The following is a 26,694-nucleotide window of genomic DNA, read 5'->3' as shown; positions in this document are numbered from 1 at the left end:
CTTCAACCCGGCCCTGCGCGAGTTTTACCAGCGGCTACGCACGCAGGGCAAAGCGGGCAAGGTCGCCCTCGTGGCGGCGATGCGCAAATTATTGGTCATCCTCAACGCCAAGATGCGAGATCAACTGGCGGCTAGCGCCGCCAGTTGATCAAGACAGTTGCTCTCCCGAGGGGAAAGGGGCTTTCGAGCTGCGGGCCGCTGGTCAGTGCTTGCGGCGTCTGGGCTTGCAGTGACTAGGTGGCTGCAGCCGGTTGTTATTGCGCTGCTGCTGGCGTGGCGCAGAACGAGGTCGGCAACGCATCCGCTTGCGTGCCCCACCCTTGGGTCGGGGCGCGGTTGGTCAGCGCGAACGACAGCGTGCCGCCCTGCTGCAACTGCGCCCAGTCCAGGAATACCTGCGGCTGCGGCTTGCCATTCAAGCGCACGCCATCCACGTATTGCAGCGTGCGGCCGTCGGCGCCAGGCGCGTCGATGCGCAGGCGCTTGCCGTTGCCCAGGGTGAGCGTTGCCCGCTTGAAGCGCGGCGCATGCAGCAGGAATTGTCCGCTGCCCGGTACCGCCGGATACAGGCCCAGTGCACTGAACAGGTACCAGGCCGACATGGTGCCCAGATCGTCGTTGCCGGTCACACCGTTGGGTGCGTTGGTGAACAACTGCTGCGCGGCGCGCACCACGGTGGCGGTCTTCCACGGTTGGCCGATCAACGTGTACATCCACGGTGCGTGCAGGTCCGGTTCGTTGTTGGGGTTGTAGCGGTACTGGTTGTAGTAGCTGTAGGGGCCGACCACCCAGTGCGTGCGGGCGCCATTGCGCGGGTCCTTGAGCAGGTCGTCGTAGGCGAAGAAGGCGTCCAGCCGCTTGCCGGCCTGTTCGCTGCCGTGCATGGCCTGCAGCATGCCGGGAATGTCCTGCTGCACCAGCCATTGATACTGCCAGGCGGTGCCTTCGTGGAAGCCGTGTTGCGAGCGTGGGCTGTACTGATCGTTGGACGGCGCGTACCAGCTGCCGTCTTCCAGCCGCGGGCGCGGAAATCCGGCAAACCCGGTCTCGGCATCGCGCACGTCTGCGTCCCAGACGTTGTGCCAGTTGCCACCGCGCGCACGCAGCTGCGCGCTGTCGTCGGCGTGCCCCAGGGCCTGCGCCATCTGCGCAAGTGCGCAATCGGCCAGCGCATATTCCAGCGTGGCCGAGCCGCCGTGGTGCGGGTCCACGTCCATGCCCTTGGACGGAAACGCGCGGTCGTAGTGCACGAAGCCCTTGGACAAATAATTGGCGTTGCCCGAGCGCCCGGCGTGGCGCGAGTTGGTCGGCGGTTGGCCGAAGGCGTTTTGCCGTAACGCTGCATACGCTTGGGCTTCATTGCCCTGCAGTGCGCCGAAGCGCCACAGATCGACCAGAAACGGCGTCACCGGATCGCCGGTCATGATGTTGGTATCGAAATTGGCGTAACCCCAGCGCGGCAGCCAGCCGCCTTGCTGATGGATCGCCAGCAACGAGCGGCCGATGTCGCGTGCGCGTGCCGGTTGCAGCAGCGCCAGCAACTGGTTTTGCGAACGGTAGGTGTCCCACAGCGAAAAATATTCGTAATAGGTCCAGCCATCGGCACGGTGGATCGCATCGTCGTAGCCGCGGTAGCGGCCATCGGCATCGCTGGCGGTGAGCGGCTGCAGCAGGGCGTGATACAGCGCGGTGTAAGCCACGCTGCGGTCGTCCGGGCTGGCGCCGTCCAGCTGCAGGCTGGCCAGTTCGCGGCGCCAGGTCTGCTGCGCGCGCTGGCGCATCTGTTCCAGGCGCAGCAGCTTGCCGCCCTGCATGCCGTCGGCGCGCAGGTTGGTGCGGGCACCGTCGGCATCCACATGCGAAATGGCGCTGACCACGGTCACCGCGCGCGCGTCTTTGCCCTTGCCCAGCGGGAAGCTGAGCCAGGCGCCGTTGGGCTTGAGCTCGCCGCCCATGCCGTGACGCGCGCCGGGCACGCCGCCGTCTTCGCCCCACACCCCGTGCGCGGTGAACGGGCGGTCGAATTCCAGCCGGAACCAGGTGGTGTATTCGTGGCCGCCGCAAAAGCTTTGCGTGACCAGTTTGCCTTCCACCGCGCGGTCGCCCACCACTTGCACCTGGCTGCCGATCACCACATGGCGGTCGTTGGCCTGGGCCACGTTGATCAGCAGGTGGCCGGTGTCGGCCCCCGGCGCGAAGGTGTAGCGCTCGGTGGCGGCGCGGGTGAGCGCGCTGGCTTCGGCGTCGATGCCGCCGTAATCGGTGAGCCGCACCTTGTAGTACCCGGCCTGGCCCACTTCGCCGTCATGCGTGTAACGCGCGGCATAGCGCTTCTGGTCGAAGGCCTTGGCATCGGTGGTATCGAAGTCACCACCCGGGCCGATGCGCCCGGTGACCGGCAGGATCGACACCTGTCCGCCCTGCTCCCAGCAGCCGGCACCGGACAGGAACGAATGCCCGAAGCCGCGGATGCTGGGGTCGTCGTAGCGCCAGCCGGCGTAATGGGCGCCGATCGGGCTGACCTGGATCAGGCCGAATGGCGCGGAGGCACCCGGATAGGTATTGCCGTCGTCCTTGCTGCCGATGAAGGTATTGACCTGCGTGGGGTCCTGCGCGGCCAGCGGCGGTGCGACCAGCATGCCGAGCAGACACAGGCCGGCGGCAGCGCGGCGCCACAGCGGCGTTGATGAAAGGCGCGACGAAGAGCGATCAGATGCAACGGCAGAGAGCATGCAAGACACCTCGGGGGAGCGGGCGGCCGAGGCCGCAGGTGGAATGACGCGCGCCGACCACTGCACAGGCGGCAATCGGCATGACAACCGAACTCGAACCAAGACCAGCAATGGCGGGTAAAGGAGCGCAATCCTCGTCGGTTGGGTGGACGGTGCGGAACAGGACGAGTGTACGAGTGACCATGCCGATTCCGAACACCGGCGTTGCCCGTCTGGCGTTGACCACAGTGGAGCGATGGGTTGCTGCAAACCGCACCGCGCTCATCCGCAGAAGCTGCGAGGGAGGCTCCGGCGTGGCAGGCGCGTGTGTACAGGTCCACTTGCGGCACAGCGCGCGCAGCCACTGCGAACGACAGCGTCGCAACGCTGCGGTGTTCGCCTTCGAGCGCCAATCAAGCGCTTCACGCATCGTCTGACGGGGAAGCCGGCGCAGGAGCGGGCACGCACCAGGTGGCGTTGAGACCAGCTTGCGCTGACGTGCACTGCCTGTGTCACGTCACGCTGGCCGCCGCAAGGCTGGCGCGACGCAGCCGTTCTTCGCGCTTCTTCCCGCAAGTTCGCTCTGCGTGATGGAATCGTGGCGAGTTGCCAAAACGCGATCGCCGACCAGGCGCATCGCCTTGTCGATGCAGCGCCACAAAAAAAGCCCGGTCGTCGGACCGGGCTTGGTGGCAAGGCGTGGGTGGTGGGACCGCGCCTGAGTACCGTGACTTACCAGCGCATGCCTTCGAACGGGTTGAAGCTGGTGCTGCCCTTCACCTTGTCCAGGTAATAGGCGTAGTTGGCGCTCATGCCGGCCAGCAGGGCCAGCGGAACGCTCAGCGCATTGCCCAGCGATCCGGGCAGGAACGAGGCGATGATGCCGACCACCAGGCCGATGCCGATCAGGCCCAGCGCCTTGCGCCACAGGCCCAGGATGAAGAAATAGATGAAGCCGAAGAACAATGCGTAGAAGTTCATGCCCACCTTGAGCTTCTCGCCGAACGGCAATGTCTTGACGGCCTGCTTGTAGGCAGGATCCTTGGGGCCGCCGTGACGGTCGAAGAAGGCGAAGCGGAACTGCCACTTGGGGCTGAGCTGGGTGCGATCAAAGGTATCCATTCCAATCCATGTAGTTGTAAACGGTTACATGATAGGCGATCGCGTATTCATCGGCACGTTCTTCTGCGTCGGTCACATGGGCTCGGTGGGCTGGATGCGCGCAGCTACGTCGGTCGCCGAGCCGGCGCGATAGTCAGCGCCGGTCGCTGATGCCGGTGCCGCGGCGGGCGCGGCGCAACGAATACAGCGAGTGGTCGGCGCGATCGACCACTGCCGCCAGCGCTTCGCCGTCCTGGCGCAGGGCGGTGCCCAGGGTGAAGCGGATCGGTGCATCGTCGATGGCCGCCGTGTAGTCGCGCGCCAACGCCTCCAGCTGCGCCTGGGTGGGCTGGTGCAGCAGCACCAGGAATTCGTCGCCGCCCAGGCGCACCAGGCGGTCCTGGGTGCGCAGCGGCTGGTTGAGGAACCAGGCCATCTGCACCAGCACTTCGTCGCCACGCTGGTGGCCATGGGTGTCGTTGACCAGTTTGAACTTGTCCAGATCCACCACGATGCAGCCCCAGCGCACGCTGGGGTCGCGCTTGTCCAGCTCGTCCAGGAAGCGGCGGTTGTAGCAGTTGGTGAGCGGGTCGGTGAACGACCATTCCAGCAGCTGCTTTTCCTGCTGGTACTGGTTGGTGATGTCCTGGGCGTGCGCCAGCACCACGGTGGCGTCGGACTCCACGTCCAGCACGTTGCGGTACTGCCAATGGCGCAGGCTGCCATCGCCGGCCACCAGTTCGATCACTCCGGAATCCTGGCCATCGAGCACCATGCGCGAGAGATACCCCTGCAGCGCGGCGTGGCGCTCGGGGCGCACGAATTCCAGCAGCGAGCGGCCTTCCATCTGCTCCACGCTGCGGCCCAGCGAGCGCGCCGCAGCCGGGTTGATGCTGACCAGGCGGCCGTCCATGTCGTGGGTGCAGATCAGGCCCAGGCTGTACTGGAACATCTTGCGGAACTTGCGCTCGCTGGCGGCCAGCGCATCCACCGCGCGATGCCGGTCGGTGACGTCCTGGATCGCGCCCATCAGGCGCACACGCCCGTCCACATATTCCACCGAGCCGGTGCTGTGCACCCACAGCCGCCGCCCGGTGGCGCTGGTCAGCGGCAGCTCCAGGTCCCAGGGCGTGCCGTCCTGCACGCAGGCGTCGAACGCTTTGGTGATGACCGCGCGCGCTTCCAGCGGATAGAAGCCGATCGCCTCGCTCAGGGTGGGCCGGTAGCCGGGCGGAACATCGTGCAGGCGGCAAGTCTGGTCGGACCAGGTCAGCGTGCCGCTGGTCACATCCACTTCCCAGCCGCCGACCCCGGCGACCCGGCCGGTACGTTCCAGAAACGCTTCGCTCTCGCGCAGGCGCTGCTGCAGGCGCTGGTTGACGGCCTCGCGCTCGAGCATCACGCGGCGTTGCTCCAGGCCTTCGGCGGCAACCTTGGCCAGCTGCTGCAAGGCCTGCAATTGCGCCGGCTCCAGCGCGCGCGGGCGCTGGTCGATCACGCACACGGTGCCCATGCGCAGGCCGTCCGGCAGCACGATCGGCGCGCCGGCGTAATAGCGGAGGCCCGGCGCGTCGGTCACCAGGATGTTGTCGTGGAAACGCGGGTCGGCCGGTGCATCGCGCACCTCCATCACCGTATCGCCCTGGATGGTGTGGGCGCAGAACGCCAGTTCGCGCGGGGTTTCGGACACGCCCGGCAGGCCGATGTTGGCCTTCCACCACTGGCGGCGCTCGTCCACCAGCGACACCAGCGCGATGGGGGTGCCGCCGATCGCCTGCGCGGCGGCGGCCAGCGCGTCGAAGAACGGCTCGGCCTCGGTGTCGACCACTTGCAACAACGCCAGACGCGCCAGGCGCTGGGCCTCGCTGGAGGTGGGTGACACGGCGGTATCGCGGTGGTTCAACGGAACGCTCGTGCCCTGGCAATCGCTCCAGTTTAGCGGACTGCGCATCCGGGCCAAGGCGAGGTTCCGTGCGCCACTGCGCAGGATGCGTTGCGGGCGCCATCGCGACGGAACGCGCCGGGCACATCGATCTCCCTGCCTGCCGGCTGCCGCGTGGTCCGCGCGCTAGTGCAAGTCCGCGCGCGCAGCGGCAGAGCGCTGCAGCATGCTGCCGCCCACCTGCAGCGCTGCCGCCACGTTGCGTGCAGCAGCGCGCACATTGGTGGCGGCATCGGCCAATGCCTGCTCCACGCTGCAGGCACCAGGCACCACGGCAAACATCGCCGCAATGCCATGCGCACTCAGCTGCGCGGCGCCATTGCCCAGCGAGCCGGCGATGGCAATGACCGGGATGCCATGCCGTTGCGCCAGGCGTGCCACCCCGACCGGCGTCTTGCCGCGCAGGCTCTGGCTGTCGATGCGGCCCTCGCCGGTGATGACCAGATCGGCCTGCGCGATCAACGCATCCAGCCCCAGCGCCTGGGCGACCAGCTCCACCCCCGGGCGCAACTGCGCACCGGCAAAAGCCACCAGCGCAGCACCCAAGCCACCGGCCGCGCCGCCACCGGGCAGCGCGTGCAGGCGCATGCCCAGGTCGCGCTGCAGCACATCGGCGTAATGCTGCAGGTTGGCGTCGAGCTGGCTCACCATCGCCGCGGTGGCGCCTTTTTGCGGGCCGAACACTGCCGAGGCGCCGCTCGGGCCGATCAGCGGGTTGTCGACATCGCAGGCCACCTCGATGCGGCACTGCCGCAGCCGCGCATCCAGGCCATCGGTGGCGACATGCGCCAACGCCGCCAGCGCGCCGCCGCCGGCGCCGATCGCTGCGCCCTGCGTATCCAGCAGCCGCGCACCCAGCACCTGCGCCATGCCGGCGCCGCCGTCGTTGGTGGCGCTGCCGCCGAGACCGATGATGAGGTGACGCGCACCGGCATCCAGTGCCGCCAGGATCAACTCGCCCACGCCGGCAGTGCTGGTGTGCAGGGGCGCGCGCTGGGCCGGCGGCACCAACGCCAGCCCGCTGGCGGCGGCCATTTCGATCACCGCTGTGCCACCGTCGCCAGTCAGCCCGAACGACGCCTGCACCGGCGTGCCGAGCGGGCCGCGGACCGTGCACGCCATCACCCGCCCGCCGGTGGCCGCGATCAATGCGTCGACGGTGCCTTCGCCACCATCGGCCATCGGCAGCTTGGTGTAATGCCATTGCGGAAACACCGCGCGGAACCCGGCTTCGATCTGCGTGGCCACCTCCAGCGCGGACAGGCTTTCCTTGTAGGTATCGGGCGCGATGAGGATCTTCATGGGGACACCGATGTCCCCCGGCCCTGCGCAGGGCCGGGGTGTAGCGTCCGGCGCTGGCTTTTAGGCAACTGTGCGGTGTTGAGCAAGATCAGCCTGATGCAGGGCGCGCTGACGTTCACGCTCCTGTTTGCCATTGCGGTGTCATGGGACCTCATTCGCATACGTATATCCGTGCAATCGTACGAGCAGTATTAGCCGAAGCACCTCGGCAGGATAACGCCTCCAGCAAGTAAAGAGCTTGGGCATGGAATCGATGTAGCATAACGATCATTACCTATCGCCCAGTTCGATAAGCCATACCACCTGGATCCAACAAGAAAGGAATTGAGATGCCATCGACATTTGAATGGATGGATTTCCCCGAGGGTCGGGCACGTTTTTCTGGCGGCATCCGTGGCGCTGACGAGCTTCGTCACGACACTTTCGCCATTGAAATCGATGGCAAAGAATATTTTGGAGAGATAAATCGCGACTGGCATATAGATGACACGCATTATGACTTAGCGATAGTCTCCTTTGGATTTTCGCTGAAACTACAAGTTGGCATGCCGGTTACCGCATCGTCTGCCCGAGCTTTCACCGATGATGAGATTGAATTATTAAAGAATCTCGTCGTCCATTTAATTGAAACTGGAGTTAAGCTTGAGGATAAGCCGTCGGTCATCAGTGACAGCTCTGGATCCATCTTCACAGGGAAGATAGCGTTCACCAAGGGCTGGGCGCTAATCAAATTAGCTGAACGAGCTGGAGATCACTGATGAGCGACCAAGCCACTTCGATCTCACTTGTAAAAAACGCAAAATCACTAGATGAAATTTCTACAATCGCTAAGTCTTTTTCAGCGAGAGCCGGTGATCAAGGTGGAGTTTTATACAGCCGTTGGGTTGGGGACGTTCCCTCAGAAATCATGGCTGTTGAGATTTCTGATAATACAGGCCTTCCTATCATTAACGACACACCACGCGCACAGTTCTTGAAGGAAGCTGAGGATGCCATAACAAAAAAAGCACGAGATATCTTTAGTGAGCAGGGACTACCTCCGAAGTTGGCTGATGAGTCTGCCGCGTCCTTCTTGTACGGTGACCCAAAGGCACCACCGCAGAGCCCCACATCCTTATCGAAATGCCTCTGGGGCGAAGCCTCCCACGAATTCGCAAGTTCGCTGCGCGGCGATATCAGAGTCGTTGCTTCTGCAGCCAACCTAGAGCGCGTCTTCGGCCAGGTCGAAGTACCTGCGGTGCTGAACAATCCCAACGTCACTTCGTTGGGTGGACAACCGATTTCCAAGTTGCAGGTGCTGTATGCACAGGGTGGCGCGGGCGCTGTGCTGCCGGAAGTGCAGACACGCTTTATCCAGGCTGCGCCCAAAGGCATCTTTGTTACGCCCGAGAGCATCGGCACACAGATCAACAATGTTACGTTCTCTCGGGAATTCGCAGAAAGTCTTGAATTAAAGCAAACGCCCTTCAAACCCTCCGCAGAACTCACTGCGTCGGGCATGGTTCACGCGCCAACGGGGCTCGATGTGCCAGCCGCAAGTGTCGGGGAAACGGCGCTCAGCGCTGAGGCAACGGCATCACGCAGGCTCGCCTCAGGCGCGGTCCGTGGGCTGGGTGTCGTAGGAGCGGCGGCGGCGGTGTACGACCTGGGCGCTACGGCAAGAAACACCGCGCGACTGGATGCCCAGGGCAACAGCACCGCTGCCGATGCAGAAGTCACTCGCTACGCCACGCGCAATGTTGGCGCTGTTGGCGGAGCTGTGCTCGGCACAAGCATGGGCGCGGCCCTGGGCGTGGAGTCTGGACCGGGCTTGTTGGTCACCGGGGCAATTGGCGGCGTTGTGGGTGCGGTGGGCGGCGACAAACTTGCCGATGCCATCAACGACCACCGGATGTCCCATCAACAAGACGCGCAAGGCAATACCTGGCGCCTCGAAAATCATCCGTCCGGGGCGCGGTGGGCGCGAGACGTCGGCACCGGCGAAGTCGATCCAGCTGCCATCGCCTTCGGCGAAGCCGGTGTACCGTTGCAAAAGACGCGAACAGAGGTTGCGACGCCGGAAGTGTCAGACCTGTTGACGTACAAAGCGTCAGGTACGTCCATCGAGTTGGCTTTGGGCTCGCCGCCACCAAACAAGGACCCGTATACCCAACCGGCTAACGCGCACGACACCCGAAGCCTGCGCGAGGCGCCATGGGTACACAACCCGGACACTCAGCAATGGACGCGCCAGGTGGCCGACGGGCTGATCGATCGCACAATGAGCACGCGCACCGAAACGGCCAGCCCTCAGCGTGCGGCGCAACTTGATGAGGTTTCGCAGCAGATCATCAAGCAGAACGCGATGCAGACGCCAGCAGCGATGGCCGCGCACTACAAAGACAGCTACGCGCAGAATGGTTGGGAGCGTCATGGCTACATGCCCGCCGCAGTGCATGATGCGCTGAAACATCCTGGCCGGATCGTCGGCTCAGACGGCGAGCTCTACGAACGTGGGAAAGACGGTCAATGGACGCATGACGGCATGCTCTGGGACAGCCAGGCCAAGGGAAACTTGAAGCAGGAGCTCGATGGAACCTATGCGGCCCAGACCTTGGCGGCACAGCGCACAGCTGCACAGCCTGGACCACCGGCTTCTGCCGTACCGATCACAACGCTGGAAGCGCTCCATGTCACTGCGCCGCGTATGCAAAACCACGACAGCGCGGACCCTTCCTCGGAAAAAGCGCAGGAAGACATAGCAACACGCAGCCATAGCGCACCCGCACGGCCGCAAGCGTCGGGCCCACAAGATCCGCAACATCCCGATCACGCCATGTTGAAGCAGATCCGCGGAGGCGTTGCCAAGATCGATGAGAGCGTGGGCAAACCCTATGACGCCATGAGCGAGCGCGTCAGCCGCTGCCTGCTGGCGGCGTGTAAGGACAATCGTGAGCGCTATCCAAACGCTGGCAATACCTCGCTCGCAGCCAATGCACTGCAACGCGTGGACCACGTGTTGATGGGCAAAAACGGCAACCTCGTCGCGATCGAAGGACGCATCGACGATCCAACCCATAAGCGCGTAGCGGTCTCTATCGACCAGGCGATTCATATGCCCCTGGAACAGTCGGACGCAAAGCTACAGGCCGCCAACCAGGCCATTGCGCAGGAACGGACGCAGGCACAGCAGCAAGAGCTGGCACGCGGAATGCATGAATCGCATCAGGCTGCGCCCACAAGATAGCGTGTGAGTATCGCTGCTAGGGCGCGAAGCATCACCACGCCTTTGGTGGAGCACAGCAGTCAATCCTTGGCGGCTGCCTCGACACTTGCCTGCGCATAATTTCCAGACGAAACATCGACAGCGGCCAGATCCGGGCTGCGACACTGCCCGGATGATCCAGAGCAACCAGCATCGATCGCATGCAGATCACACCAAGGATGTACACGCACGCCGCACTGGCATCCCCACGGTCGGAGCCGGCGATGTCGCATGGCTGCATCGCGCTGGCCGCCGTTGTCGACTCCCACTCCCGGCCCTAGCGCTTGACCCCATCGCCCGAGCCGGACGTGCGATTGCGCGCGGCATAGTCCTGCGCCTGGCCCATCACCCGCAGCACATTGCCGCCCCAGATGCCGGCGATCTGCTGCTCGGTGTAGCCCTTGCGCAGCAGCCAGGCGGTGATGCGCGGCAGGTCGGAGACATCTTCCAGCCCGACCACGCCACCGCCGCCATCCCAATCCATGCCGATGCCCACGTGCTCGGGCCCGACCACCGCCAGCACATGCTCCAGATGGGCGAAGAAATCTTCTTCGGTCGCGCGCTTGATCGGGTGGCGCGCATCCAGCTGCTTGAGCGCGGCGCTCAGGCGCGTGCCGTCGGCAATCTTGACGTGCTCCCAGCCGCCGTACTGGTCGGTGAGCGCCTTTTCGGCGGCCTTGCGCTCGGGGCTGGCGCCGCTGTCGACCAGATAGCCGCCGTAGGAATTGACCTGGATCACCCCGCCATGTGCGGCCAGCACGTTCAGGCGTGCATCGTCGATGTTGCGAGGGTGGTTGTAGACCGCGCGCGCGCCGCTATGCGAGAGCACGATCGGCACCGGCGACAGTGCAATCAACTGGTCGAACACCGCATCGGAGGCATGCGATTGGTCGATCACGATGCCCAGCGCCTGCGCCTGTTGCACCAGCTGTTTGCCGGCCGGGCTCAAGCCCTTCCACTCGGCGCCCTTGGGGTCGGTGGCCGAGTCGGCGAACTCGTTGTTGAGAAAGTGCACCGTGCTCATCAAGCGCAGCCCCTGCGCGTAGTACAAGCGCAACAACGTGGGGTCGGCCACCAACGGGCTGGCGTTTTCCATGCTGATGTACACCACGCGCTTGCCGGCGGCCTTGATGCGCGCGGCATCGGCCGGCACCGTGGCCAGTGCAAAGCGCTGCGGTTGCGCAGCCACCAGGGTGTGGATCTTCAACAAGCGCTGTAGGCCGGCATCGCGGTCGTCCAGGTGCGCGGCCGCGCTGCGATTGCCCTGCCCGGTGTAGACCGCCCAGAAACCGCCATCCAGCGCGCCTTCGACCATGCGTGGGTAATCCACCTGCGACAGCCGGTTGCCGGCATGTGCCTGCAGCACATCGAAGTCGGCGCGCTCCAGATTGGCCGGCGTGTCCAGATGCGAGTCCAAGGTGACCAGACGTTGTTGCAGGGCGGTGGCGCGTGCCAGTTCGGCCTTGGAAAACTCCAGCGCGTGCGCGGGCAGCGCGGCCGCCAGCAACAACGCAACAGACAACGAAAGCGAGCGCAGGTGCATGCGATCTCACAGGCAGTGGGGGTTGGCCGATCATAGCGGCCTGCCGTACGCGCGCTGCGGCGCTGCGTAGGGCACTGCGCGTGCTGCAACTCCAACCCGCGCCACAGCACGAGCGATGCGCGCGTTGCAGTTATGAAAAATACACCTGCAAAGCAATTGCGCACGCTGCGCGGCTGCGCACACTTGCGCGGCCACCGCAGCCGGCGGCCTTCCCCCAAGTTCTTTCGACACTGCGCAGCCCTGCGTGTGTGCGGCTGCGTGTGCGCACCCCATTCCTTCTGCGAGAACCACCCATGTCCACCGCATCGCGCGCCCTGCCCTGGGGGCGCCCCACTCCTCGCCTGGCCACAGGCCTGCTGAGCGCCGGCCTGATCGCCGCCGGCCTGTGCAGCGCATCCACCGCCAGTGCCGCCGGCTGCACCGCCGGCAGCTGGGTCGCCCGCACTACCGAAGCCGGCATGCCGGCGGTGCGCTACGAAACCGCGCACTTCGCCTTCCGCTGGAACGGCAACGGCGTGTCCGACGCCGACCTGCGCGCGGCCGGCGAGCATCTGGAAATGGTCTGGGACACCTTCATCAACCGCCTGCAGTTTCCCGAGCCGTTCTGCAGCAGCGCCACCAAATACAAGGCCAACCTGCATCTGGACCCGAGCTTCGGCCTGAGCGGCGGTGCCACCGGCAGCGGCGGCATGGGCATGTGGATGGCACCGGCCGCACTACGCGACCACTGGGGCCTGGCGCACGAGCTCATCCATGCCCTGCAATACCAGGCCGGCGGGTTGCAGGAGTCCGACTACACCGGCTGGATCTGGGAATCGCACGCCAACTGGCTCACCCACCAGCTGCCGGAATTCCACAACAGCGACGTGCATTGCTCGAGCATGCTGGTGAACTACCCGCACCTGTATCTGGGCTCCACGCGCAACCGCTATTGCAACTGGCAGTTCATGGAGTACCTGAAGAACCGCTACGGCTATTCCATCATCAACGACCTATGGAGCAAGTCGCCGCGCATCGACGACCCGGCACGCCGCAGCGCCGATCCGTTTTCGGTGATCAAGGCCAACATGGGCTGGACGCAGGCGCAAATGAACGATGTATTCGGCGACTGGGCCCTGCGTAACGTCAATTGGGACTACACCAACCCCGATGGCAGCGATGCGGGCGCGCTGTACCGCGCGCGTTACGGCAGCAACCTGTCCTTCGACCCGCAGCGCACCCAGGATTGGGACAACCGCGACCGCGCGCTGCGCATGACCGCGCTCGACCCGGTCGAGGGCCAGGCCAACCGCTACCGCGTACCGTTCGAATGGGCCCCGCAGCGCTGGGGTTATAACCTGGTGCAACTGGTCCCGGCCAGCGGCGCCCCCAGCATCAAGGTCGCCTTCGAAGGCCAGGTGCAAAGCGCGCCGGCGGTGGCCAGCCTGCCCGGCCTGGCCACCGACCCGGCCAGCATCCCCAACCCGGATTCGGACTGGCGCTGGGGCGTGGTGGCCATCGACAGTGCCGGCAAGGCGCGTTACAGCGTCCTGCAGCGTGGCGCCAAGGCCAGCGTCACGGTGGCATTGAAGAGCGGCGACCGCGCGGTGTATCTGATGGTGATGGGCGCGCCCAGCAGCATGCAGCAGATCAAGTGGGACCAGTCCTACTACGCGATCTACCGCTATCCGTGGAGCGTGACGCTGACCAACGCCGCACCGGCCGGCAGCCAGCCCAACGCGCCCACGCCCACCCCGGTGGGGCGTCGCCATGCCAACGGCGGCGGCTGGGTCGCCAATACCGCCAACGTCGCCTCCACCGCTTATGTGGGCCCGCGTGCGCGGGTACTGGCCGGCAGCGTGCTGGGCAACGCCCGCATCGAAGGCCGCGCCACCGTCATGGGCGGCACCGTGCAGGGCAATGCAGTGCTGGGTGGCATCACCGTGTGGCATCCGGGCGCCACCATCGGTGGCAACGCACACGCCAACACCAGCTTCATGGGGCCGGGCGCCTTCGGCACGGTGAACATTGCCGGCACCACCCAGGTGCGTGGCGATATCGAACTGCGCGAAGGCACCACACCCACGCAAGGCGTGTTTTACAGCTATGCCGACGGCGAGACGATGCGCAACCCCGAATTCGGTGCCGACCTGCGCCAGGCGGTGCCGGAGATCACCGCACGCCCGGCGGGTTGGTGAGTCGGCAATGAGGCGATGAGCTTGCAACCTGCAGCACGCGTGCACGCCCACGCGTGCTGCAGCTCAATCCCCAAGCTCGGCCAGGCGCGCGCGTACGCTTTCCACATCGACATGCTCGCGCACGTGCGGCCACTGCCGCGCCCACACCGAGCGGAACACGATCCACGCACCGAACACGCCCAGACAGGTCGAGCCCAGCGCCAGCACCAGCGGGTGCAGCGGCGAGCCGTCGCCGGTCTGGAACAGGTACATGAAGGCCCCGGAAAACAGCAGCCACACGCCGAACACCGGCCAGTTGCTGGCCAGCAGGCTGGCATTGGGCCGCTCGATCTCGCGCAGCAAGCGGCGCAGGGCCTTGCGTTCGTCTTGGTCGCTGGACGTCATCGGCTGCCTGTTCCTGGTCGGATGTCTACCTTGAATCCTTACTTGCCGGCGATCGCATCGCGCGGGTGAAGACGCTTCCTGCAAGGCGGCAAACCCGCGTCCTCAGCCGCGAATCGCGCTTACACCACGCGGCAGAACACCGCCTTCAAATAGCGCGATTCCTGCACATGCGCCATGAACGGGTGATCGGGACCAGCGCCGGCCACTTTCAGGATCTGGATGGTGCGCCCGGAGAAATACGAGGCGCGCCGCAGCATGTCCAGAAACTCCTGCTCGGCCACCAGGCCAGTGCAGGAGAAGGTGGCGAACAAGCCGCCGGGCTTGACCACGCCCAGCGCCAATTTATTCATGTCCAGGTACTTCTTCAGTGCCGGGATCACCTGCTCGCGGTCGCGGGTCATCTTGGCCGGATCCAGGATCACCACATCGAACTGGTCGCCGCGATTGGACGCATCGCGCAGCCATGGAAAGATGTCGGCCTGCACGAACTTCGGGCGCACGTTGTTGAGCTTGGCGTTGCCCTTGGCAATGGCGATCACGTCTTCGTCGATGTCCACGCCCAGCACCTCGGCCGCACCGCGCGCGGCGGCATACACCGCAAACCCGCCGGTGTTGCAGCACAGGTCCAGCACGCTCTTGCCCTCCACCTGCTCGCTCAGCCACTGGCGGTTGTCGCGCTGGTCGGCAAAAAAGCCGGTCTTGTGCGCGCCGGCCGGGTCGGCACGGAACTTGATGCCGTGCTCGGTGATCACCGCAGCTTCGGTGGTGGTGTTGCTGTGGAAATCGAAGCTCTCCTGCTTTTGCACATGTTCGTCGGCAAAGCTGTGGAAGCGGCAGCCCGGGAACTGCTCGCGCAGCGCGGCGTAAATCCATTCGCGGTGACGGAACATGCCGGCAGCGAAGAACTCCACCACCACCAGGTCGCCGTAGCGGTCCACCACCAGGCCGGACAGACCGTCGCCTTCGCTGTGCACCACGCGCCAGGCGTCGGACACGGCGTCGAGCTTGAGCCAGTCGCGGCGCAGGCTCACTGCCGCGGCGATCTTGCGCGAGAACCAGCCGGCATCCACCGGCAACGACTGGTCGGTTTCCAGGATGCGCACGGCAATGCGCGAATGGCCGTTGTAGAAGCCGCGGCCGATCCACTCGCCATCCACGCCGACCACCTCGACAATCGTGCCGGGCTTGGGCTTGGCGGCGGGCTTTTCCACCAGCTTCTGGAAGATCCACGGGTGGCTGGAGCGCCAGGCATTCTTGAGACGGACGGTAGGGACTGGAGTATTCATCGGCCCATTGTATCCGGCTGGATTGACGTGCCTGCGCCGGGCCCGCAGAATCGGGCGCAGAAGGGGAGTAGCTCCCAACGTTGTCGCCGTCATTACGAGCCCGCCATGTGCAGTGCTCCGGTGCAACGGCAACCGGTCCGCACCGGTTGCGAGCGAGACCTTCGCCGCGCAGGCGAAGGTTCGTCACCCGGAATCCACGATTTCCGTGTCACAAGGCCTCAGCCCAACCGGCTGTCCAGGTCGTTTTTTCACTTTTCGGGATTCTTTTATGCAAACCATTGGCAATGTCTGGTTATGGGGCGGGTTCGGAGTGGTGGTGATCGCCGCGCTGCTGATCGATCTGGTGCTGATGCGCCACGGTGGCGCGCACAAGGTCACTTTCAAGGAAGCCACCTGGTGGAGCATCGGCTGGGTGCTGCTGGCGCTGGCCTTCAATGCCGGGCTGTGGTGGTACCTGCAGGGCAGCATGGGCGATGCGCAGGCCGATCAGATCGGGCTGCAGTTCCTCACTGGCTACCTGGTCGAAAAATCGCTGGCGGTCGACAACATCTTCGTGTTCCTGATGGTGATGACCTACTTCGGCGTGCCCGAAGAACAGCGCCAGCGCGTGCTGATCATCGGTGTGCTGGGCGCGATTGTCCTGCGCGCGATCATGATCTTCGCCGGCTCGATGTTGCTGGCCAAGTTCCATTGGCTGCTGTACGTGTTTGGCGCGTTCCTGCTGCTGACCGGGATCAAGATGTGGTTCTCCGCCGGCAAGGAGCCTGATCTGGAGAGCAACCCGGTGCTGCGCTGGATGCGCAGCCACCTGCGCCTGAGCCCGCAGTACCACGGCAACCTGCTCAGCGTGATCAAGGACGGCAAGCGCTGGTTTACCCCGCTGTTTGTGGTGCTGATCCTGATTGCGGTGATCGATGTGATCTTCGCGGTGGACAGCATCCCGGCGATCTTTGCGATCACCACCGACCCGTTCATCGTGCTCACCTCCAACGTATTCGCGGTGCTGGGCCTGCGCGCGATGTTCTTCCTGCTGGCCGGCATGGCCGACCGCTTCCACCTGCTGCCGTACGGGCTGGCGGTGATCCTGGTGTTCATCGGCACCAAGATGATGATCATCGATCTGTACAAGATCCCGGTGCTGGTCTCGCTGGGCGTAGTGGTGACGATCCTGATTGCCACCATCGTGCTGAGCCTGCTGCGCCCGCCCAAGCCTGCCGGGCACTGAGGGGCCGGGAATCGGGAATCGGGAATCGTGGCTCAGCCTGCACTGCTGGCAACCATGCGCACCGACCATCTCCACTGGTCCTTGCCCGCTCACCGCCGCGGGACCTTACGCGGCATGGATGCCGCGTAAGAGCTTACAAGGACGTACTTGCAGCGTGTCCCGCGATGGTGGGCGGGCAAGGGCCCTGCAGCCAAGCAACAGATCATCCGTGATGCGGCGCAGGCTGATACGCCAACGATCGGCGCCGGGATTGGATTATCCCGCCGCCGGGCCTGCTTATCCCGCGTTGGGGAGGCTTGTAAAAAATCCGCGCGACGCCATCCGTGAAGGTATGACACTGCCTCCTGTTGCCGCCGACACCACCTCGCAAGATCGACTGGATCGTTCCCGGGTCTTGCGTGCCTTCAACGTCAGTCTGGCCGCCGTGCTGCTACTGGTGGCGGTATTCACCGCGCAGGGCATGTTCGACTGGCGCGCATGGGCGGTGGCCCCGCTACAGGCCGACGGCCTGCTCGGCATCCTCACCGCACCGCTGCTGCATGGCTCGCTCGCGCATCTGGGCGCCAATGCCGCCGCCTTGCTGATCCTGGGCACGCTGGCCGGCAGCGTCTATCCGCGTGCCACCGCCATGGCGCTGCCGCTATTGTGGCTGGGCTCGGGCCTGGGCGCATGGCTGCTGGGCGAGCCCGGCAGCCGCCACCTGGGCGCCAGCGGCGTGACCCACGGGTTGATGTTTCTGGTGTTCGTACTGGGCCTGCTGCGGCGCGACCGCCCGGCGATTGCCACCAGCATGATCGCCTTCCTGTTCTACGGCGGCATGCTGATGACCATCCTGCCGCACGAAGCCGGCGTGTCCTGGCAATCGCATCTGGGCGGTGCAGTGGCCGGCCTGATCGCCGCGCTGCTGTTGCGCCTGCGCGACCCACAACAGGCCAAACCACGTTACAGCTGGGACGACGAGGACGAAGACGCCGCCTGGGAAGTGAGCAACGCCGAACGCGACGTGCTGGAACCGCCGCCGCCGCGTCAGGTCCCCGTGCTCTGGCAGCGTCAGGACGATGACTCGGAAAACGTGGTGCTGCATTTGCCGCCGCGCGAGCGCCCGCCCGGGACGTAGGAGCGCGCTGGCGTGCGATGGGGCGTCATCGGGAAGGTGTCATCGCGCGCAAGCGCGCTCTTACAGACTGCATTTGTGCGTTTAGCGTTTAACGCACTGCATGCTCGCTCAACGCATGCCGCGCCAGACCCGGATCGTCTGCAAAGAATGCATCGATACCGGCATCCAGGTAGACCTTGAGTTCGGCCAGTGCGCCAGCGTCATTGCGCTCGGTCACTGCGCCGCTGCTGCGGTTGTTGGCCGCCAGAAAATAATTCTCCGGGCGGAACGTATATGGCTGCACCTGCAAGCCTGCCGCGTGCGCGTCGCGTACCAGGCCGGTTGGCGTGCCCAGGCGTTGCTGCGCATCCAGTGGAATGATGGCGCGGATGTCCGGCCCGATCGCATCGGCATAACCGGCAACCTGCTTGAGCCCCGCAGGCGTCATCAGTTGCGCATAGGTGGCAGGCGCGTCGCCCTTGCCGGCATCGGGCAGCGCCATCTGTGCGCCACCCAGCAACTGCAGCAGACCGATATTGCGGGTGCGCCCGATCTTGCCGCGCAGATAGCGCAGGTTGCCGGTCTCAAACGACTGAATGATCACCGGTGCCGTGCGCGTATACGCATGCGCCTGCAACATCGCCAGCACCTTGTCTTCCATCGGCAGCCCCAGCGCAGTGAAATAACTCGGGTGCTTGATCTCCGGAATCAGCCCGATCGTGCGGCCGGTGGCAGCCGACTCGGCCGCGACAAAATCGATGATCTCCTCGAAAGTCACGATCTGGAACTGCCCATCCCAGCGCGTGCCGCGCAACTGCGGCAGACGCTCGCGCGCACGCAAGGTCTTCAACTCGCTCAAGGTGAAGTCTTCGGTGAACCAGCCTTCCATCGATTGACCGTCGATGGTCTTGCGGGCCTTGCGCGCAGCAAATTCCGGATGACTGGCCACGTCGGTGGTGCCACCAATCTCGTTCTCGTGCCGCGCCACCAGCACGCCATCCTTGGTGGACACCAGATCCGGCTCGACAAAATCGGCGCCATCGACAATCGCCTTAGCGTAAGAGGCCAGGGTGTGCTCCGGGCGCAACGCGCTGGCGCCACGGTGCGCAAAGATCTGCACTGTTTTCGCCAACGGCGCTTCGGCGATTGCCGGGCCGCTCATGCCAACCATCATCGCTGCCACCAACCAAAGACGACCGAACTGCATCATGCATCTCTCCAACGAAAAAGCAGCCATCAAAACCAAGGCATGATCGCCAGGCGAACGCGGCCGATTGGCGGTGCGGCATGTACGGCACATACACCCCGCTTTCTCCGCTTCGTCTGCATCCACCTGACAACCACGCGCTACGTCTTGTCGGCCACTCTAAAACTAACAGCGTCCATCAGCATCGGAAATCCGTAAGCAGCAGCAAGACCCGCCATTACGAATCCCCAATCCCGATTCCCCGATCCCTGGCTCAGAACTTCGCATCCAGCGTCAAGAACACCTGCCGCGGCGCGCTCGCATGGAACGCCAACTGCCGCCCGTTCGGGTCGCTGTTGGCAAACGCAGTGAGGTTGGAGGCGTAACGCTTGTCGGTGAGGTTGGTGACGTTGAGCGAGAGCTTGAGCCCCTGCAGCACGCCAGCCTGGCCGAAGTCGTAACCGGCGCCGGCATCGAAGGAGGTGTAGCCGCCGAAGCCCTGGTCGTTGGTGTAGGTGTAGAAGCGCTGCCCGGTGTACTTGCCGCGCAGGTTGACGTTCCAGTTCGCGTAATTGAAGGCAATTTCGCTGGCGAACATGCGCTTGGGCGTATCCACCGTGGTTTTTCCGGCGGTAGGAATGGTCACGCCGTTCTGCACATAGTTATCGTCGTAGGTCGAACGGTTGATCGAGGCCGAGTTGTACCACTGCAGGTAGCTGGTGGGCTTCCAGATCACGGTCAGTTCGCCGCCGCGGCTGCTCACCGAGCCCACGTTGAAGAAGCGCGTGGTGCAGGCCGGCGTGGTGCCCTGCTGGATGCTGGCGCAGGGGTTGAGCGAGAGCAGGCGGTTGTCGAAGGTGACGTCGTAACCCACCAGCGAGGCCTCGAAGCGGTCACGCACGAAGCGGTAGCCGGCTTCCAGCGTGCGCGACTTTTCCGGTTCCAGCGCGCCCACGCTGGCATCGAACGAGGCCTGTGTCACCAGCAACGGACCACCGGCACCACCGCCCTGGAAGGCGGCGATGTTTTCCGCATAGGAGGCAAAGAGTTCCTGGCCCTCGGCAACGCGATAGCCCAGCCCGATCTGCGGCAGCACCGACTCGCTGGCCTTGAGCGAGCCGGTCGCCACCGGTGCTTCCACTGCCACGCCCGGCGTTTCGCGCGCGGTCATTTCGGTGCTCGGGCTCTTGATGCCCAGGTCCAGGCTCAGGCGCTCGTCGAGAAACTTGAAGTTGCCCTGCACATAGAACTGCCGGGTGGTGATCACGTAGTTCTGCGAGAACAAGCGGCGGTTGGGGTTCTGAAGGAACTTGTCGTCGCTGACCGGGCCGGTGATCCAATAGAAATTGCGTTCCACATCGTGGTGATTGCGCTCGTACCACACGCCCGCTTCCAGATGATGCGGGCCCAGCTCCCAACCCAGCGAGGCGATGCCGCCGGTGCGGTTGATCCAGTAATTGGTGCTGCGGATGGAAATCGGTAATGCCTGCGGCGTGCCCGGATTCGAGGCCTGGCCCGGCGACCACCAATGGCCCTGGCCCTTGTTTTCATGGTGATACACCTGCGTGTGCAGGCTGATCGCATCGTTGGGCTGGAAGTCGCCGGCCACATAGAACAGGTCGTCGTCGCGCAACGCACGGCTCTGGTAATACGCATCGTCGATGTTGTCGACGCCACCGCTGAAACCGCAACGCGCCGCATTGCGCGTGGCCGGCGCGCAATACGCTGCGGCCAGGGCGCGGTTCCAGTCCGGCGCGTACAGGTTCCAGTCCCAGCCCAGACCACGCGCCATGCCGCTCTTGGACAGGTACGCATAGTCCGCCTGCGAGGTCCGCGAGGTGTCCGCAAATGCGGTCAGCTTGCCACCATCGAACTGATACACACCCTTGGCATTGAACTGCCGCGTGGTGGTCGGCGATTCCGGGCGCGCCCACATGTCGGCCTCTGCGTTGATGCCCGACAGATACGCAGAAAACCCGTTGTAATCGCCGGTATCCACGCGCAGGAAGGTACGACGATTGGCATCGGACCCCACCGTCTGCGACACCTGCCCGCCAAACACGCTGGACGGATCGGCAGAGTAGTACTGAATGGTGCCGCCCAGGTTGCTGGTGGAGGCCGTGCCCAACGCACCGATGCCCGAGGCCAGCTCCACGCCGCCGAAGTTTTCTGCGATCAGCGCGCGGCTGATGTTGAGGCCGTTGTAGTTGCCGTAGGCGTTGTCGCCCAGCGGCAGGCCGTCGAGCGTGTAGCCCAGGCGCGTGCCATTGAAGCCGCGCAGGCTGATCGTCTGCGATTCTTCGTTGGCACCGAACGCATCGTTGGACTGCACGTTCACGCCCGGCATGCGGTTGAGCAACTTCTGGATGCTGGTGCCGGGCGGCAACACCGGGATGTCCTGCTGGGTGATGCGCTGCACCTGACGCGTTTCGCCCTGACCGATCACCGACACCGCATCGAGCTGCTGCACGGTGGCCGAGCTGGCGGAGGCATCGGCAGACACGTCGGCAGCTGCATCGGCGGCATGCGCAGCCGGCGACAGCACGAGCGCGGTGAACACGGCAGCACTTAAGAGATGGGTCTTGGGCATGAGCGGCATGGGGGACGAGTCAAAAGATGACGGCAAGCGTGCGACAGCTGTCTTGCGCCGATGCGACGCACAGATGACAGTGCGGCGACAACCGCTACGCCTGCCGCGCCACCACTGCGTTGCGCTGGCATGCGGGTGTCATCTGTACCTCGTAATCTGCGGACTCTTCCGTTGTGTTGCGTCGAGGATCCGCCCATGTCCTACCGTCTTGCTCGCCCTTCTCACCGGACGCTGGCAGGCGTGGTTGCCGTCGCCCTACTGATCGGCAGCGGCAGCATGGCGAATGCGCGGCAACCGGCAAAGCCGGCGGATTCAGTGCTCGCCACCGACGTGCGGGGCTACCTCGATAAGGACCAGCTACCCGACAGTCTGCACTTGGTGCCACCACCGCCGCAGGTCGGCAGCGCTGCACTCGCCAACGACGAGGCCATCGCCAAGGCCATGCTCGCGCTGCGCGGCACCCCGCGCTGGGAGCTGGCCGCGCAGGACGCGGTGCTGGGTTTCCCCGCCGCGGCGAGCCATTTCAGCTGCGCGCTCGGCGTACAGATCGACCCGGCCAGCACCCCGCATCTGCTGCGCCTGCTCGAGCGCAGCATGCGCGATGCCAGCACCAGCACCAGCGCCGCCAAGGCACGCTACCAACGCGCGCGCCCGTTCATGCGCAACGACCAACCGATGTGCACCCCGGCCGACGACGCAGCCCTGCGCAAGAACGGCTCCTACCCCTCCGGCCACACCGCCATCGGCTGGAGCTGGGGCCTGATCCTGTCGGAAATCGCCCCCCCCACCGCGACGCCCTGCTCGCCCGCGGCCGCGCCTTCGGCGACAGCCGCCTGGTCTGCAATGTGCACTGGCAAAGCGATGTCATCCAGGGCCGCATGCTGGGCGCCGCCACTGTCGCCGCCTTGCATGGCAACCCAGCATTCGAAAAGGATTTGGCCGCCGCCCGCCGCGAGATCGAAAAGGCGCAGGCGAAGCAGGCCGCTGCAACCACGGTGGCCGCGTGCAAGGCGGAAAACCAAGCGCTGCAGACGGTGCTGCCTGGTGTGATGTAGACAGCGCCGCAACGTCGGCGCAACGCCCCGCACCTCTCGCAGGGCGTGCTCGCGGGCGTAGCTGCAACGCTTTCACGGGGCCGGTGCGCGCTGCGCATGCTGCGTCGATAGAGCAATTTGCTTACTCATAGCGCTTGAACAACTGCGCAGGGTGCGTCAGTAATTGGTGCGCCCGCGTTTGTCCGCGTCGCGGGTTCCAGTGCGTAATGCCTCGTCGTTGGCGCATACCCGATCCCCTCGATCTATTCCGCTTGCGCCACGCGTCTGCAGCGGCCGCGCGCTCTTGGGCACAGCCGCCATCCAGTAGCTACTGATTGCGGCCAACAGCCAGTCCATCGGTACTGAGCCACAGTGGCCAACCGACGCTGGTACCTCAGATGACGTGCGGCATACGCCGCCGTACCGCGCTAGTTGTCCGTAGCCGCCGACGCTCGACTTCCGGCCGGAAACCCGCCCACGCGCCCGATTCGGGAACGAGCGACGGCTACTGCGATAGCCACGCCCCTGCCCACAGCGGGGGACGACTGGGTAAGTGTCGCCCTCGCGTACACGAATCGGCTCGGCGATACCCGGCCCAGAAGCGCTGGTTCACAAAAAAGTTCCAAAATGATGACATTCCCGTAAATCCCGGATTAATCTTCAGACAGCCTTCAGGAATATGACAGCCGTTCAGCTTGCTATCGCTTGAAGCGCACCTCCCCCTCAGCTGCTGCAGGGCAGCTGAGTCCCACGTTTCGAGGTCGTTGTGCGTAATTCATCAGGAGAGAGAGGAATGACGCGTCCAGGGGTTCGTAGTTCGTTGTCCAGGAACATCGCGCGCAGTGCCTTGAGCCTTGCAATGGGCATGTGTGTGGCAGGTGGCTTGCAGGCGCAGAGTGCGGTGGGCTCCATCTTCGGTAGCGGGCAGCCGGGCAGTACCGTTGCCATTCAGAGCCCGCAGACCGGTGTCACTCGTTCGGTCACCGCCGCGTCCGACGGCAGATTCAGCTTCAGCCAGCTACCGCCGGGCAAATACGTGGTCACCGCCGACGGGGTGACGCGCGAAGTCGAGGTCAAGGTCGGTAGCGGCTCGCAGGTCGTGTTCGGAAGCAATGCCACAACGCTGGACAGGGTCAACGTGATCGGCACCGGCGCGCTCAATCCCATCGATGTCTCGTCGGTTGAATCCACCACGGTCTTCACCGCCGAGCAGATGATTGCATTGCCGGTGGCCAGCGATGTGTCTTCGGTTGCACTGTTGGCGCCAGGTGCGGTGCGAGGCGATAGCGGCCTGGGCGCTGGCAACCTCGCATCGTTCGGCGGCTCGTCGGTGGCCGAGAACGGCTATTACATCAACGGCTTCGACGTGACCAACATGCGCACGTTCCTGTCGTTTGCCAATGTGCCGTTCCAGGGCATCGGGCAGTTGCAGGTCAAGACCGGTGGCTATGGCGCCGAGTATGGCCGCTCGCTGGGCGGCATCGTCAGCATTGTGACCAAGTCCGGCTCCAATGATTGGCATTACGGCGCCAGCGTGGAATGGGCGCCGGACTGGGGCGCGGCAGCAGGTAAGAACGTCCGCGAACGCGACCCCGACGCGTCAGACCCGCTGTACCAGTACCGCAGCGACGATCAGTTCGACAGCACCATTTACTCTGCGTATGCCAGCGGTCCCATCATCAAGGACAGGTTGTTCTTCTTCGCCATGGTGGAGGGACGTAGCGAGACTGAAGACAACTTCTACGCGTTGACAAGCCGTCAGGTTCGCGATGACACGCCGCAAGGTCTGGTCAAGCTCGATTGGTACATCAACGACAGCAATCTGGTCGAATTCACCGGCATCTACAACCAAGCCAAGACCAAGTACCGTACTTACGAATACAACCTCGATGCCAACGGCGATAACCGTTACAACGTCGGCAGGCACGAGTCGCCGATCGAAAGCTATGAGATGGAAAACGGCGGCAAGGTCGGCATCCTCAAGTACACCGGCTACTTCACCGACAACTTCACCCTGTCGGCGCAGTACGGCTATCTGAGCAACCTGATCGACTCGCGCCTGCCTGCCAATCCGGCTGGCGGCGAGTGCCCTTGGGCTTATAGCTTCGGTTTGACCACCAACGTGACCGACCGATTTATCGGATGCAACCCTGGCACCATTTCCACCATCGCCGATCTGAATGCCGAGCCTGATGAAGACATCCGCAAGGCCTTCCGCGTCGATGGCGAATGGGTGCTGGGCGATCACCGGTTGCGCTTCGGTGTCGATCAGGAAAACTACGAATCCAGCCATCGTGGCCAGACCTATGCTGGCGGCATCAACTGGGCGTATTACCTGGTTCCCAATAATGCGGTTGCCACCGGCGCATTTGCCGGACGTCCGGGCCGCACCGTGAACGGTCAGCTGGTGCCGCGCGGCTCACTGTATGCGCGCTCGCGCGTCTATCAGACCAGCAGCTCCAGCTACGAAAATACCAACAGCGCTTTCTATCTTGAAGACAATTGGCAGATCAGCGAGGACTTCCTCGCGGTGCTCGGATTGCGTGGCGAAAAATTCCAGAACAAGAATGGCGATGGTATCGCCTGGGTGGAGTCGGACTACAAGCTCGCCCCGCGACTTGGTTTTTCGTGGGACGTGCTGGGCGATTCCAGCCTGAAGCTGTTCGGCACCGCAGGCCGTTACTACATCCCCGTCGCAACCAACTCGAGTATTCGTGCGACGGGCGCGGAATCGACCGTGTCCAACTGGTACTTCGTCAACGGCTGGAGCGAAGCCGACGGCCGGCCGGTCGGCCAGGGTGCGCAGATCGGCGCTACCCAGACCAATGGCTCGCTGGTTGCGCCAAACCCGGCATCGGTTGCATCCACCAATCTCTCGCCGATGTATCAGGACGAAGTCATTCTCGGTGGGCAGTTGCAGTTGACCGAAAACTGGATGGCAGGCGTGCGCATGATTCGCCGCGAGGTGAAGTCGGGCATGGACGATACCTGTACCACCAATCCCTGGATCGATTGGGCCGCCGATAACGGCTATCCTGATTTCGATCCGGGTTCGGTGCCAAGCTGCTACTTCCTTAACCCAGGCAGCGATGTCACGCTTAATGTCGACTTGAATGGCGATGGCGAAGTGGAACTGGCAACCCTGCCGGCGTCGTATCTCGGTCTTCCGGAATATCGACGCATCCATACCGCACTGGAATTCTTCTGGGAGCGCACCGGCGAGAAATTCAACTTCCAGGGCTCATACACGTTTGCCAGAACGCGAGGCAATGTTGAGGGCTACGTCAATTCCACATTGGAGCAGGAAGATCCGGGCCTGACGCAGGACTTCGATCACCGCCTGTTTACCGATGGCACCTATGGCCCGACGCCAAACGATCGTCAGCACACCCTCAAGCTGTTCGGTGCCTATAACCTCACGCCGGAATGGCAGTTCGGCGGGAACCTGGTGCTGCAGTCCGGTCGTCCGGTCAATTGCCAGGGCTATATCCCGCTGGACGACATTCCGCAGCCTGACCAGGGCAACCTCAGCGGTTACAGCGGTTCGAGCTTCTATTGCTTGAACGCTGAAGGCACCCGCGTGCTACGTCAACGTGGCGACGAAGGGCGTACGCCGTGGACCTGGACCTTCGATCTGGCGGCTGCATACATCCCCAACTGGGCCGACAACAAGCTGCGTATCAAGCTCGACGTGTTTAATCTGTTCAATAACGACCGCGTCACCGAGTACAACGAATTCAGTGAAGCATCTCGCGATGTGATCAGCCCGAATTATTTGAATGACGGCAATTATCAGACGCCGCGCTCGTTCCGCTTGACCGCACGTTACGACTTCTGATGGCTTGATCGCACATCGGCTCCATCAACACCGGC

The 26,694-nt window shown here is 64.2% G+C and carries 15 protein-coding genes, 1 other RNA gene and 2 pseudogenes; 9 read left to right on the top strand and 9 right to left on the bottom strand.

Going from position 1 to position 26,694, the window contains the following annotated elements:
* Positions 1–148, top strand: a pseudogene (locus A7D16_RS22325) (IS110 family transposase); the annotation flags it as partial.
* Positions 149–254: 106 nt separating this feature from the next.
* On the opposite strand, the gene A7D16_RS02795 reads toward A7D16_RS22325, so the two are convergent.
* The 4 genes from A7D16_RS02795 to A7D16_RS02780 form a co-directional block, all read right to left on the bottom strand.
* A complete protein-coding gene (locus tag A7D16_RS02795) occupies positions 255–2,732 on the bottom strand; it encodes a GH92 family glycosyl hydrolase (RefSeq protein ID WP_064629604.1) in 2,478 nt (825 codons plus the stop codon).
* Between the two features lie 711 nt (positions 2,733–3,443).
* Positions 3,444–3,833, bottom strand: a complete 390-nt coding sequence (locus A7D16_RS02790; RefSeq protein WP_064629602.1) for a DUF2628 domain-containing protein — start codon at positions 3,831–3,833, stop codon at positions 3,444–3,446.
* 133 nt (positions 3,834–3,966) lie between these two features.
* Positions 3,967–5,715 carry a sensor domain-containing diguanylate cyclase gene (locus A7D16_RS02785; protein ID WP_064629600.1) on the bottom strand — a complete coding sequence of 583 codons (1,749 nt, stop codon included), beginning with the start codon at positions 5,713–5,715 and terminating at the stop codon, positions 3,967–3,969.
* 165 nt (positions 5,716–5,880) lie between these two features.
* The gene (locus A7D16_RS02780; protein ID WP_064629598.1) at positions 5,881–7,056 is read right to left on the bottom strand and encodes a glycerate kinase; all 1,176 of its coding nucleotides are present in this window, start codon (positions 7,054–7,056) and stop codon (positions 5,881–5,883) included.
* A gap of 329 nt (positions 7,057–7,385) precedes the next feature.
* On the opposite strand from A7D16_RS02780, the gene A7D16_RS02775 reads away from it, so the two are divergent.
* Complete coding sequence (locus A7D16_RS02775) at positions 7,386–7,814, top strand: hypothetical protein (protein ID WP_147308503.1); 429 nt, start codon at positions 7,386–7,388, stop codon at positions 7,812–7,814.
* On the top strand, positions 7,814–10,282 hold the full coding sequence (locus A7D16_RS24280) for an XVIPCD domain-containing protein (protein WP_330469428.1): 2,469 nt from the start codon (positions 7,814–7,816) through the stop codon (positions 10,280–10,282). The genes A7D16_RS02775 and A7D16_RS24280 overlap by 1 nt, the downstream gene beginning before the upstream one ends.
* A gap of 295 nt (positions 10,283–10,577) precedes the next feature.
* Here A7D16_RS24280 and A7D16_RS02765 read toward each other — a convergent pair whose 3' ends face one another.
* Positions 10,578–11,843, bottom strand: a complete 1,266-nt coding sequence (locus A7D16_RS02765; RefSeq protein WP_064629592.1) for a dipeptidase — start codon at positions 11,841–11,843, stop codon at positions 10,578–10,580.
* A gap of 293 nt (positions 11,844–12,136) precedes the next feature.
* On the opposite strand from A7D16_RS02765, the gene A7D16_RS02760 reads away from it, so the two are divergent.
* Positions 12,137–14,020 carry an Svx/AvrXca family virulence/avirulence protein gene (locus tag A7D16_RS02760; protein WP_064629590.1) on the top strand — a complete coding sequence of 628 codons (1,884 nt, stop codon included), beginning with the start codon at positions 12,137–12,139 and terminating at the stop codon, positions 14,018–14,020.
* A gap of 63 nt (positions 14,021–14,083) precedes the next feature.
* On the opposite strand, the gene A7D16_RS02755 is transcribed toward A7D16_RS02760, so the two are convergent.
* Both A7D16_RS02755 and A7D16_RS02750 read right to left on the bottom strand, forming a co-directional pair.
* Entirely contained in the window at positions 14,084–14,404 is a 321-nt protein-coding gene (locus tag A7D16_RS02755; protein WP_064629588.1) for a hypothetical protein, read from the bottom strand.
* Between the two features lie 119 nt (positions 14,405–14,523).
* Entirely contained in the window at positions 14,524–15,690 is a 1,167-nt protein-coding gene (locus A7D16_RS02750) for a class I SAM-dependent rRNA methyltransferase (protein ID WP_064629586.1), read from the bottom strand.
* 268 nt (positions 15,691–15,958) lie between these two features.
* Here A7D16_RS02750 and A7D16_RS02745 point away from each other — a divergent pair, with 268 nt between their 5' ends.
* Both A7D16_RS02745 and A7D16_RS02740 read left to right on the top strand, forming a co-directional pair.
* On the top strand, positions 15,959–16,915 hold the full coding sequence (locus tag A7D16_RS02745; protein ID WP_064629585.1) for a TerC family protein: 957 nt from the start codon (positions 15,959–15,961) through the stop codon (positions 16,913–16,915).
* 331 nt (positions 16,916–17,246) lie between these two features.
* Positions 17,247–18,032 carry a rhomboid family intramembrane serine protease gene (locus tag A7D16_RS02740; protein WP_064629583.1) on the top strand — a complete coding sequence of 262 codons (786 nt, stop codon included), beginning with the start codon at positions 17,247–17,249 and terminating at the stop codon, positions 18,030–18,032.
* 88 nt (positions 18,033–18,120) lie between these two features.
* Here A7D16_RS02740 and A7D16_RS02735 read toward each other — a convergent pair whose 3' ends face one another.
* Positions 18,121–19,221 carry a glycerophosphodiester phosphodiesterase gene (locus A7D16_RS02735; RefSeq protein ID WP_064629581.1) on the bottom strand — a complete coding sequence of 367 codons (1,101 nt, stop codon included), beginning with the start codon at positions 19,219–19,221 and terminating at the stop codon, positions 18,121–18,123.
* A 77-nt stretch (positions 19,222–19,298) separates the two neighbouring features.
* On the opposite strand from A7D16_RS02735, the gene A7D16_RS02730 reads away from it, so the two are divergent.
* Positions 19,299–19,374: non-coding RNA, sX9 sRNA (locus A7D16_RS02730), on the top strand.
* A 97-nt stretch (positions 19,375–19,471) separates the two neighbouring features.
* Here A7D16_RS02730 and A7D16_RS02725 read toward each other — a convergent pair.
* Positions 19,472–21,787 carry a TonB-dependent receptor gene (locus tag A7D16_RS02725; RefSeq protein ID WP_064629614.1) on the bottom strand — a complete coding sequence of 772 codons (2,316 nt, stop codon included), beginning with the start codon at positions 21,785–21,787 and terminating at the stop codon, positions 19,472–19,474.
* 195 nt (positions 21,788–21,982) lie between these two features.
* Between A7D16_RS02725 and A7D16_RS02720 the strand changes: the two are divergent.
* A pseudogene (locus tag A7D16_RS02720) lies at positions 21,983–22,842 on the top strand (acid phosphatase).
* Between the two features lie 772 nt (positions 22,843–23,614).
* On the top strand, positions 23,615–26,659 hold the full coding sequence (locus tag A7D16_RS02715) for a TonB-dependent receptor (RefSeq protein WP_064629579.1): 3,045 nt from the start codon (positions 23,615–23,617) through the stop codon (positions 26,657–26,659).
* Positions 26,660–26,694 lie beyond the last annotated feature (35 nt).

The sequence above is a fragment of the Xanthomonas nasturtii genome (assembly GCF_001660815.1).
Classification (GTDB): Bacteria; Pseudomonadota; Gammaproteobacteria; order Xanthomonadales; family Xanthomonadaceae; genus Xanthomonas; species Xanthomonas nasturtii.
The sequence above is the reverse complement of the archived record's forward strand: the minus strand, read 5'-3'. Positions and strand labels throughout refer to the sequence as shown.